At 71.2% G+C, this 11,770-nt stretch carries 5 protein-coding genes; all 5 read right to left on the reverse strand.

Features of this window, described 5'->3' with window-relative positions:
- Nucleotides 1-17 precede the first annotated feature (17 nt).
- Nucleotides 18-1,178 (reverse strand): hypothetical protein, encoded by a 1,161-nt coding sequence (locus JJV70_RS01100; protein WP_219045575.1) that lies wholly within the window; start codon nt 1,176-1,178, stop codon nt 18-20.
- A gap of 132 nt (nt 1,179-1,310) precedes the next feature.
- Nucleotides 1,311-2,846 carry an amino acid adenylation domain-containing protein gene (locus tag JJV70_RS01105; RefSeq protein ID WP_219045576.1) on the reverse strand — a complete coding sequence of 512 codons (1,536 nt, stop codon included), beginning with the start codon at nt 2,844-2,846 and terminating at the stop codon, nt 1,311-1,313.
- Nucleotides 2,827-5,634: an excinuclease ABC subunit UvrA gene (gene uvrA, locus JJV70_RS01110; protein WP_219045577.1), complete on the reverse strand. Its 2,808-nt coding sequence runs from the start codon at nt 5,632-5,634 to the stop codon at nt 2,827-2,829. Before uvrA ends, JJV70_RS01105 begins: the two co-directional genes overlap by 20 nt.
- 29 nt (nt 5,635-5,663) lie before the next feature.
- Nucleotides 5,664-8,276: a condensation domain-containing protein gene (locus tag JJV70_RS01115; protein WP_219045578.1), complete on the reverse strand. Its 2,613-nt coding sequence runs from the start codon at nt 8,274-8,276 to the stop codon at nt 5,664-5,666.
- A gap of 3 nt (nt 8,277-8,279) precedes the next feature.
- Entirely contained in the window at nt 8,280-11,756 is a 3,477-nt protein-coding gene (locus JJV70_RS01120) for a non-ribosomal peptide synthetase (RefSeq protein WP_219045579.1), read from the reverse strand.
- Nucleotides 11,757-11,770 lie beyond the last annotated feature (14 nt).

The following is an 11,770-nucleotide window of genomic DNA, read 5'->3' on the forward strand; positions in this document are numbered from 1 at the left end:
CTTCGACTCGGGTCACATCAGGCGGCCGACGAGTCGCCGGTGGCGGCCCCGACGACCCAGAAGGTCTTCTCCGGCTTTCCACCCAGTTGACGTTTCTGGTCGTCGAGGCCCTTGACCTCGGAACCGCCAGCGTCCACCTCGCGGATCCCCTGCTCCCACATGAGCCGGAACACGTTCAGCCAGGCGTACTGGGGAATCGCGGTGAATCCGGTGCTGTCCTTGAAGAGGCCGGTCAGCCGCTCCCGGAATCGCATCGTCATCGTGCAGTACAGGGCAGCACGGCGCTCACTGATCCGCTCGCCCGCAAAGAACATCGCGGGGAACTTGTCACCGTCTTCGGTGACAATGTTTCCGAGATAGGAGAAGTAGTCACACTCGTTATCGCCACCTGGCTTTTTGCGAACAACGGCAAAATAGTCCTCGGGCGTCGAACCGACAACAGCACCCTGTTCGCGACGGGCCTGGAAATAACCCTCCACCACACTTCGAGCACTTTCCTTCTCGGACCCAGAATAACAGTACGGCTCGATTTCGAAGGAGAGGTGCGGATTGCGCTCCAGGAAATTCTGGAACCGCTGGTAGGCCAGCTTGTTCTTGTTCTTGTACTTCCGACGCTCCTCGCCCGCCAGCTTGGCCACCCGAAGATTGCCGTCCGGGTCCCGCTCGAACAGCTCGTCCAGATAGTAGACGCGGTTGGGGTAGGTCTCGTCCTCCTCCGGGGCGCCCAGGTGCCACGGATCAGCTTCGATTCCCGTGAATCCGGCAGCCAGGAAGGCGTCGCGGTCCCCTGCGGACAGGTGCCGCACGTACACCGACTCCTTGGCCAGCCCCGCCGCGCGGACCGCGCCGATGAACCCGCGCACCGCCTCGACCCGGTAAGGCCCCTTCGGGGCGACGATGTGGAGGTGTTTGGCGACGTGCCCTTCCTTGCTGAAGTATCCCACCCCGAAAATATTGGATCCGTCGTAGTAGACGAGCCCGTTCGGGTGCTTGCTGCTGGCACCCCGTAGATTGTATCCGTTCGCATAGAGCATAAGACCTATATGTCCCATGGCGAACGACCCGTCTTTGAATTTCTGAATAACGTCGAAAGAATCCTCGACCGGAGTTATCTGCGGCCCGAAGATGCTTCTCAACCGGTCCTCGAACTGGTCACGTTCGATCGCGAGAAGGCGCACCGGTATTCAACCTCCAACAGGCCCCTGGAACTTCGTTCTGAGCCGTGGTCCGTATGCCGCGAGCCTATCATATTCCGCTCGTCCGACACATATGAATTGGATTCTCCGTGGTCTTTCGGAATTCACTGCGGGTCACCGGCCAGGCAACACCTCGGCCCGTGAGCGACGCCCGGCCGGCGCGGGCAGCGCCTTCCGGTCCAGCTTGCCGATGGGCGTGAGGGGCAGTTCGTCCAGCTGGACGAACTGACTGGGCACCATGTGCTCCGGCAGGCTGCTTCTGAGGTGGTCCCGCAGTTGCGCCCCGGTCGGTGCGGTGGGGCCGGCGGGGGCCGTGTACGCCAGCAGGCGCGGGCCGCCGGGAAGATCGTCACGGAGTACCACCGCAGCCTGTACGACACCCGGGCAGGATGTCAACGCCTCTTCTACTTCGCCTAGTTCGACCCGAAAGCCGCGCACCTTGACCTGGGCGTCCAGTCGCCCGAAGTAGTCCAGCAGGCCGGTTCGAGGGCGCCGGCACACACGGTCCCCGGTCTGGTACATCCGGGCGCCCGGCTCGCCGGAGAACGGGTCCGGCAGGAAGCGCTCGGCGGTCAGCCCAGGGCGCCCCTGGTAGCCGCGGGCGACCTGGGCCCCGCCGACGAACAGTTCGCCCGGAGTGCCGTCCGGCACCTCGCGCAGCTCCTCGTCCAGCACATACGCCCGGACCGCCGGCAGCGGCCGCCCGATGGAGACGAGTTCGTCGTCCCAGTCGAGCAGGGTGGCAGCCGCCGAGACAGTGGTCTCGGTCGGCCCGTAGATGTTGAACACCTCGCTCACCCCGCGAGCCCGTAGCTCGGCGAGCAGCGCCCTGGGCATGGCCTCGCCGCCGGTGAGCACCGCCTTGATCCGCGGCGGCGGCCCCCCCAGGGCCACCATCTGCGCGAGGGCCGAGGGGACCGCGCACACCGCGTCCCCGGCGACCCAGCTGTCCGGCTCGACCAGGGAGAACACGTCCTGGGCGAGCATCACATGGCCTCCCGCGTGGAGAGGGACAAAGACATCGCACACCGAGAGGTCGAACGACATGGGGCAGGTGGCCACCATGGTGGTGGCGGCAACCGGCCCCAGCAAGGCCGCCGCCGCGGTGATGAACTCGCTCATCGCCGCCCGGGGCACCAGCACCCCCTTGGGCCGACCGGTGGACCCCGACGTGTAGATCACGTAGGCGAGTTGTCCGCCGAGTGCCGGGCCGGACGGGGCGGGGGTCGGGCCGTTTGGCCCGACCTCCACCAGTTCCTCCAGCACCAGTTCCGGACCGTCGTAGTCCAGCGTGCCGGCGTGCCGCCGCTCGGCCAGCACGGCCGCCGCGCTGGAGTCCTTGAGCATGTAGCCGATCCGGTCGGCCGGATAGGCCGGGTCCAGCGGGACGTAGGCGGCGCCCGCCTTGAGGATGCCCAGGAGGGCGGCGAGCATCTCCGGGGTGCGGTCGGCGAGAACGGCGACCCGGCTCTCCGCCCCGACGCCCAACACCCGCAGGCGCCCGGCGATGCGGTCGGCCGCCGCTCCCAGTTCGCCGTACGTCCAGGTACGCCCCTCGCCGGTGACCGCGGGCCGCCCGGGCTCCCGGCTCACCCACCGCCCGAAGGCGGTGACGATGTCGACGACCGGTTCAGCGCTCGGTTTCGGCATGGTGGCCTCCTCTGCTCGACATGACGTGGAGCTGGCGGTCCAGATAGGGCGCCAGGGCACTCTTGGGGTGGGCGGCGACCTCATCCGGCGGGCCGGCGGCAACCAGTTCCCCACCGTGCTCCCCGCCACCCGGCCCCAGGTCGACGATCCAGTCGCAGGACGCGGCGAACTCGACGCTGTGCTCGATCACCACCACGGTGTTACCCAGGTCCACTAGGTCGTGGACGACACCGAGCAGCACCTCCACGTCGGAGAAGTGCAGCCCGGTGGTCGGCTCATCGATCAGGTAGAGGGTTCGGCCGTCGCCACGGCCCATCAGCTCCCGGGCGAGCTTGAGCCGCTGGGCCTCGCCGCCGCTGAGGGTGGTGGTGTCCTGGCCGAGCCGGAGGTAGCCAAGTCCCACCTGGCACAGCATCCCCAACGAGTGCGCGATCACCGGCACGTCCCGGAACACTTCCAGCGCCTCCGCGACCTCCAGGTCAAGGGTCTCGCTGATGTTCCGTCCCCGACAGGTGACCTCCAGGACCCGCGGGTGGTAGCGGAGGCCGTCGCAGGAGGGGCAGCGCATCGAGAAGTCCGCGAGGAAGAGCATCTCGACGCGGATGGTGCCCTTACCCGCGCACCGGTCGCAGCGACCGCCCCTGTCGGTGTTGAAGCTGAACATGGCGGTGGACCATCTGCGCCGGACGGCCTCGTCGGTCTTCGCGAAGAGCTTGCGGATCTCGTCGAACACGCCCACATAGGTGGCCGGCGTCGAGCGGGAGGAGGCGCCGATGGACTCCTGAGTGACCGTGGCCACCCGGCTGAACTGTTCCCAGCCGGTCAGCTCGGTGAACGGCCCGGTGGGAGCGTGTCGGCGGCTCAGCGCCCGCTCCAGGGCTGGCTGCAGGGTACGGGTGATCAGGGAGCTCTTGCCGCTGCCGCTCACCCCGGTCACACACGTCAGCAGGCCGGCCGGCAGGGCCGCGTCCACCCCGCGCAGGTTGTGCAGATGTGCCCCGCGGATGGTCAGCCAGGCGTCGCCGGGCTGCCGCCGGGCCGCCCGGGGGGAGCCGACGACCTGCTCCCCACGCAGGTATGCGGCGGTCCGAGAGCTGGGGTGGCCGATCACCTCGGCCGTGGGGCCCGCCGCGATCACCGTCCCGCCCCGGGTGCCCGCGCCCGGCCCCAGGTCGACGAGGTGGTCGGCGGACTCCATGGTCTCCTGGTCGTGCTCGACGACCAGTACCGTGTTGCCCGCGTCGGCCAGCTGGCGCAGCAGGGCGATCAGCCGCGCGTTGTCCCGGGCGTGCAGCCCGATGGACGGCTCGTCCAGCACGTAGGTGACGCCGACGAGGCCGCAGCCGAGCTGCCGGGCCAGCCGGAGCCGTTGGCCCTCGCCTGCGGACAGGGTGGGCGCCGCGCGGTCGAGCGAGAGGTATCCCAGGCCCACGTCGAGCATGAAGGTCAGCCGGGTGCCGATCTGCGCCAGCAGTTCCTCGGCCAGGTCGGCCAGGAAGGTCGGGGCGAGCTCGGCGCGCACCGCTGCCAGCCACTCGACCAGCCGTGCGACCGGCAGCGCGTTCACCTCGGCGATGTTCAGGTCCGCCAAGCGCACGGCAAGTGCCTCGGGATGGTGGCGGGTACCGCCGCAGCCGGTGCAGCCGTGAGCGGACATGAACGCCTGGTAGAAGGACTTGCGTTCGGGCGAGTCAGCTTCCCGGAACAGCCGCTCCAGGTGCTGGGTCAGACCGTCGAAGGGCTTGGCCGCCAGCTCTCGGGTGAGCGGCTCGGGCAGGGGGCGCTCGGTGGAGCCGCTGAGGACCAGCTCCCGCACGCCCTCGGGGAGCAGGTGCCAGGGCGTATCCAGTCCGGCGCCGGCGCGTTCCAGCACGGTGGGCAGCTCGCGCAGCGGCCACCAGGTCTTCTTGCTGCGGGTGCGGTCACCGAAGAAGGTCAGCGCGCCGGAGCGCACGGAGGCTTCGGGATCGCCGACCAGCAGGCCCGGATCGACCCGGTAGGTGAAGCCCAGCCCTTGGCAGTCCTCGCACATCCCGGCCGGGGAGTTCGGCGTGAACCACTGCGAGGATGTGGCCCGGACCTCCGTCCCGCAGGCGGGGCAGATCCAGCCGCCCGTCAGGTGGCGGATCTGACGGCCGTCCCGGAGGGCGACCAGCCGGCTCCCCTCGCGGTGGGCGGCCTCGATGACCTGCCGCGCTCGGGCCAGCTCCTCGTCGTTCGGGCAGGCCGGGAGAAGCAGTACGCGTTCGGCCGTCAGCTCGTCGGCCGCCTCGGCGGCGGGCCGCACCAGTTCCAGCGGGCCGGCCGCGGCGGCCACCGCGAGGGCTCGCAGGTGCTCGGCGACGTCACGCGGATGGACATCCTGCCCGCATCCGCGGCATTCGTGCCGCCCGGCACGGGCGTACAACAGGCGCAATCGGTCCGAGATCTCGGTGATCGTGCCCACATTCGACCGGGGGTTGCGGCTGATGGTCCGCTGCTCAATGGCCACGGTCGGACTCAGGCCGCTGATCCACTCCACCGCGGGCTTGGGGACCTTGGGCAGCTTGCGACGCACGTATGCGGACAGGCTGTCAAGGTACTGGCGATAGCCCTCGGCGTAGATCGTGTCGAAGGCCAGCGAGGACTTGCCGCTTCCCGAGACGCCGGTGAACACCGTCACCCCGTGCCGCGGCACGGCCAGCTCCTCGATCCGCAGGTTGTGCTCGCGTACTCCGCGGAGCACGATCCAGTCGCGCGGGTCGAATGCGGCGGGGCGTGTGCCACCGCCGTGGTCGGCCTTGCTCATTACACTCACCAGTTCTTCCTGGACGTCGTTCAGTGATGCGGGCGCGGCCCGCCGGCCGGCGGCTCCACTACCAGCGCGGCAGGGCGCAGGTACCCGGGGAGCAGGGTGCGCGAGCGCTTGGTCAGTGCCGCTGTGTCCAGGGCGGCACTGATGCCGTCGTCCGAGAGGCGGGGAGTGACCCGGGCGGTCAGCACGCCGTCGGTGTCGAACCAGACGCGGGCGTCGGCCACTTCGGGCAGGGACGTCAGGGCCCAGCGGCTCTCGGCGGGCCGGACGGTGTAGCCCGCCGCGTCGATCCGCTGGTCGGCCCGGTCGCCGAGCAGTTCCAGACCGCCGTCCGCCGTCTCGCGGGCGAGCAGTCCGGTCGTACACGCGCCGCCGGGGACCGCCGGCCCCGCCGCGTGCAGTTCGCCGACGGCGCCCGGAAGCGCCCGGCGCCCGGTCGCGTCGATGGGCCACAAAGCGGGCTGGAGCGGGGCGGTGGCGTCAGCGGAGCCCTGCGGGGCCGCAGCCAGCGCCGGACCGCGGCCACGGTCGGGACCGGCCGGGACCGGCCACAGAGAGAGGCCGGCGGGCCCCACGGCACGCAGCACCACCGGGGCCGCAGGGCCGGTCAGGGTCGGAAGCCTGCCGTGCTCACCGGTGACCACCAGGGTGCGGAGCCTGGCCGCGTCCGCGGGGGCGACCCGGTGCAGGACATCGGCCGGCAGGACCGCGACGTCCACTCCGTCGACCGGCCAGGTGCCCGCAGGACCCGAGTGGGTGACGGCGGTCGCCCCTGCGGAGAGCGGCATCAGCAGTTGGAGTAGAACGGACACGGTGCCGGGCGGAGCGGCGGCCAGGCACCGGGTGCCCGGCCCGGCCTGGCAGCGGCCGGCCCAGAGACGGGCCAGCGCAGCCAGCACGGCGGGCTCCAGCCCAGGTCCCGTCCCGGTGGCGACGTCCCGGCAGTCACGGAGCGCGGCGAGCAGGCGGACGGCGGATTCGGTGGTGGGTGCCACGGCCTTGAGCGGCAGTGGGCCGTCGGCCGGGGAGCCCTGCGGCACCTCGGCAACCTGCTGCCACAGCTCCCCGTAGGTCACACGGCCCGCCGGGGTCTCCAGGGCAGTGTCGTGGGGGCGCAGCTCCGCGGCGCGGCGCACCATCGCGGCCACGTCCCGTGCGGTGTCCCCCTCCACCGCCCCGCCCGGGGTGCCGGCCCGCGCGGCAGGCGGTACGCGGGCCGGGACAGCCAAGTCGGCGGTCTCGGCCCCGGGGCGGTCGAGCGCCTCGATGAGCAGTTCCTCGTACTGGGCCACCAGGCGGGCGGCACCCGCCTCGGTGAACAGGTCCTCGGCGAGCACGAACTGCACGGCCAGGGTGTCCGGCTTCTCCACGAGCCGGACCTCGATGTCGAACGCGCTGGACGCCGTGGGCTCGCCGACGCGGGTGAAGTCAACGCGCAACTCTCCAAGGTCGGCGCCGGCAACGGAGTTCCTCGCGTGCACGCTGAGGACCATCACCTGGGTGACAGGGTTGTGGCTCTCCTCGCGCCGCGGCCGTAGCCGCCCAGTGATGCGGTGTGCGGGCATGTCGGCGTGCTCCTGCGCCTCCAGGACGGCGGCACGGGTGGCGGCGAGCAAGTCCCGGAAGGTGGCCGCCGGATTCTGCGGCGCGACCACCACCGAGATCATGTTGCCGAAGTCGCCGATCAGGTGCTCCACCTCAGGACGGGTCCGGTAGGCGGTGAGCGTGCCGAGGGCAAACGCGGGCTGCCCGGTGGCCCGGCCGAGCAACAGGTGGAGGACGGCCGTGAGAGCGATGTACGTGGTCACCCCGGACTCCCGGCACAGGGCGCGCAGTCGCTCGCTGACCGTCGTGTCCAGGTGGAGTTCGAGGACTCGCCCGCGGAAGGAGCGGACGGCGGGGCGGGGCAGGTCGGCCGGCAGGTCGAGGAGGGCGGGCAGGCCGCTCAGCCGCGACTCCCAGTAGCCGAACTCGGCCTCCATCCTGGCCTCGTCCATCCACCGGCGCTGCCACAGCGAGAAGTCGGAGTACTGCACCGGCAGCGGGCTCAGCGGGGAGGGGCGCCCAGCCCTGAACGCCGTGTAGAGCTCGCCCACCTCGTTCACCAGCACGCGGATGGACCAGTCGTCAAAGGCGATCTGATGTGTCGTCAGGGCCAGTACCGCGCTTTCCTCGCCGGTCCGCAGCAGCAGGGCCCTAAGCAGCCGGCCCTCGGCGAGCACGAACGGTCTCGTCCGCTCCTGCTCGACCAGGCTGACGAGTTCCGCCTGCTGCCGGTCCGCCGGCACCTCCCGCAGGTCGTGCTCGGTGACCATCGGTCCGGCCGGGGGTTCCTCGGCTGCCTGGACAGCGGCGCGACCCAGGACGTGGAAGCCGGTGCGCAGGATCTCGTGGCGGGTGACGATCTCGCGGAGCACCCGGTCCAGCACGGCGACGTCGAGGGGGCCGTCGAGCCGGAGAGTGGCGGAGACGTTGAACATCGGCGACGCGGGTTTCAACCGGCTGTTCCACCACACCCACTCCTGGGTGTAGGAGAGCGGGAAGAGGTTCATGACACTTCCCTCCTGCTCCACCAGGCGGCCCAGCCGGCCGCGGTCCGCCGGAGTGAGGGCGGCGAGCTTCTCGGTCCAGCGCATCGGTCAGCCCTTCCCGTCCGTCAGGGCGCCCAGCTGATTCAGCAGGTCGTCCAGGCCCGCCTCGGTGCGTGCCACCGACAGGATGGGGCCCGGTGCGCCGACGGTGGCCGCGTCGCCCTGCCGCTCGACAAGCCCGGCCAGGCGCGCGACGGTCCGGTTCTCGAACAGCGCCCGGACGGCGATCTCGGCGCCGAGCGCCTCCCGGACCCGGTGGGTGACCATGGTGGCCAGCAGGGAGTGGCCGCCCAGGGCGAAGAAGTCGTCGTTCAGGCCGACCCGGTCAACGCCGAGGACCTCCTCCCAGATCGCCGCGAGAGTCTTCTCCACCTCGGTGGCCGGGGCCACGTACGGCTCGTCCGCGTCCCCCTCGGCCGGCGGGGCTGGAGGAAGCGCCGCGAAGTCGGTCTTCCCGTTGGGAAGCAGCGGGAGGGCGTCGAGCCGGACAAGGGCCGCGGGCACCATGTGGTCCGGCAGCACTTCACCCACGTGCTCGCGCAGCGCACGAGCGGTCGGTGCGGGGCCCTCGGCCGGGATCCAGTGGGCGACCAGGCGGAGTTCCGTGCCTTCGGCGCCGTCGTCTCCGTCCGGGGCTTCGGCTCGGACCACGCAGTCGGCGACTCCGGGGTGCTCGCGCAGCCGGGCCTCCACCTCCGCGGGTTCCACCCGGAAGCCGCGGATCTGGATCTGGCGGTCGGCACGGCCACAGAAGCGGACGGTGCCGTCGGGCTGGTAGCGGCCCAGGTCCCCGGTGCGGAACCAGCGGTCCTCCGGCTCCCCGGTGACCGGGCTGGTCAGGAAGCGGGCGGCGGTCAGCCCGGGGTCCGTGGGGTAGCCGGCGGACAGGTGCGGGGAACGGATGTGGATCTCGGCGAGTTCGCCCACGCCGGCCTGTTCGCCTGCGGCGTTGAGCAGGACCAGCTGGGAACCGGGGGTGCCCGGGCCGAGCGGGATCTCGACCGCCGGTCCTCCGACCGGTACGTGGTAGGCGCTCATCACCTGGGGCGTCTCGGTCGTGCCGTAGAAGTTGACGCAGCGCACACCGGGGTTGAGCGACCGGGCCAGGGCGACGTGATGACCGCGCAGCCGGTCACCGCCGAAGAACAGGTACCGCAGGCCGGGGACGGTGCGCGCGGCGGTCCGACCGCCCAGCAGGTACTCCAGGGTGGCCGGGGTGAGGTTGGCCAGGGTAACGCCGCGCTCCTCGGCCCACTCGGCGAACCGGCCGGGCAGCGAGGCATGGTCGGGAACGCAGACGGTGGCGCCGAGGGCAAGCGGCACAAGGATGTCGCGCAGCATCGGGTCGTGGCCGGGGGCCGAGAGCAGTGCAAAGCGGTCGTCAGCGGTGAGGCCGTAGGCATCCGCGAACCAGTCCGTGAAGTGCGCGAGCGGGCCGTGGGTGCCGAGCACCGCCTTGGGGCGGCCGGTGGAGCCCGAGGTGAATGCCAGGTAGGCGGGCGAGTTCGGGCCGAGTTCGGTGACCGGCGGCCCGACGGGCCGCCGGTCAGCCTCTTCCCGACCGGGCGGCGCGGGCCAGGAGACGGCGGTGGCGCGCACCGCTTCCAGCAGTTCGGTCGGGGCCTCGGCCCCGCCGGTGCACACCAGGCCGCGAGGAGCGGCGAGGGCCGCCTGTCCGGTGACGCGGGCGGCGGGTTCTGCTGTGTCCAGGACCAGGAAGACGGCCCCTGCGGCGAGGGTGGCGAGCATGGCGCAGGCAAGTTCGGCACCGCGCGGTCCGTACAGGGCCACCACGTCGCCCGGTGCGATCCCGTCGGCCCGCAGCCGGTGCGCCAGCGAGTGGGCGCCTCGGGCGAGTTCCCCGTAGGTCCAGGAGCCGTCCCGCTCTTCGACGGCGATGCGGTCCGGCGTGGTGCGTGCCCGCTCGGCGAACGCCTCGGGGAGGCTCTCGTTCCAGGTGACCGCGAGCGGCAGGGAGGGGTTCGGCAGCACCGCGCGAGCCCGTTCCGTGACCAGGCTGTACGAGGAGATGGTGCGGCCGGGGTCGGCCGCGATCTGCGCGGCCAGGGCGACGTAGGCCTCGAGCAGATGCTCCGCCCGCTCTTCGGTGAACAGGTCGGCGTTGTGCACAAGGGTGAGCGCGCGGCCGTCGAGACCCGCGTAGAGGGTGAGGTCGAACTTGGCGCCGGCATCGGGTACGTGCAGGAACCGTGCGGTCAAGCCGGGCAGCTCCAGGCGCTGCTCGACGAACGGAACCATGTTGAAGAAGACCTGGAAGATCGGCGTGCGGTCGAGCCGTCGCTTGGGCTGGAGGTCGATCAGGATGCGTTCGAACGGCAGGTCGCGGTCGGCGTAGGCGTCGTAGGCGGTGTCCCGTACCTGCCCGAGCAGATCGCGGAAGGCGGGGTCGCCGGAGAGGTCACTGCGCAGGGCCAGGGTGTTGACGAAGCAGCCGACGAGCGGTTCGATCTCGGACCGTGTGCGGCCAGCCTCCGGGATGCCGACGATGAGGTCGTCCTGGGCGCTGAGGCGATGCAGCAGCACCTTGAAGGCTGTGAGCATGACGGTGAACAAGGTGGCCCCGGACTCCTGCGCGATCCGCCGCAGACCCTCGGCGGTCTCCGGGGGGACGATGCGCTCGGCGCGGCCCGCGCGGAAGGTTCGGACGGCTGGGCGGGGCACGTCCAGCGGCAGGGCGAGGTCCGGGAGCTCGCCACCCAGCCGCTCGCGCCAGCGGCCGAGCTGGGCGGCGCACTCCTCACCGTCCAACCACTGGGTGTGCCAGGCGGCGTAGTCCCCGTACTGGATGGGCAGGGACGGGAGGTCAGCCGGGCGATCTTCGGTCAGTGCCCGGTAGTGCGCCGCGAGTTCGTTCGCCAGGACGGACACCGACCACCCGTCGGCGACGATGTGGTGCAGGGTGAGCAGCAGGATGTGCTCGTCCTCACCGGTCCGCAGCAGGGTGGTGCGCATGAGCCTGTCCCGGGCCAGGTCGAACGGGGCGGTGGCCTCCGTCTCGGAGCGCCGCTCCACCTCGGCGGCACGCTCCGCATCCGGCAGGTCGCGCAGGTCGTGCCGGACCAGCGGGACGTGCCGCTCGGCATGGACACGCTGGCGGGGGCGGCCTCCGACATCCTCAAAAGAGGTGCGCAGCACCTCGTGCCGGGCCGTGATCCGATTGACGGCCCGCTCCAGCAGCTCGGGGTCCAGAGTTCCGGTCAGGCGGACGGCCGCGGGCATGTGGTAAGTGGGGTTGCCCGGTTCCATCCGGTCGAGCAACCACAGCCGCTCCTGGACCGGGGAGGCGGGGAGGGTGCCGTCCGCGGTGCGCGGCACCGGCTGCGGACCGTCGGTGGTGGCGCCCGCTGTCAGGAAGGCGATCAGCTCACCCTTGTGTGCGGTGATCCCGGCGCGCAGCTCCTCGGAGAGACCTCCGGAGGGTGCGCTGTAGCGCAGTCTTCCGTCCTCCACCCGCAGGTGGACGTCCTGCTCACGCAGACGGGCCAGCAGATCGATCAGCGACATGGTGCGCCGCACTC

The organism is Streptomyces sp. JJ66, assembly GCF_019303495.1.
Classification (GTDB): Bacteria; Actinomycetota; Actinomycetes; order Streptomycetales; family Streptomycetaceae; genus Streptomyces.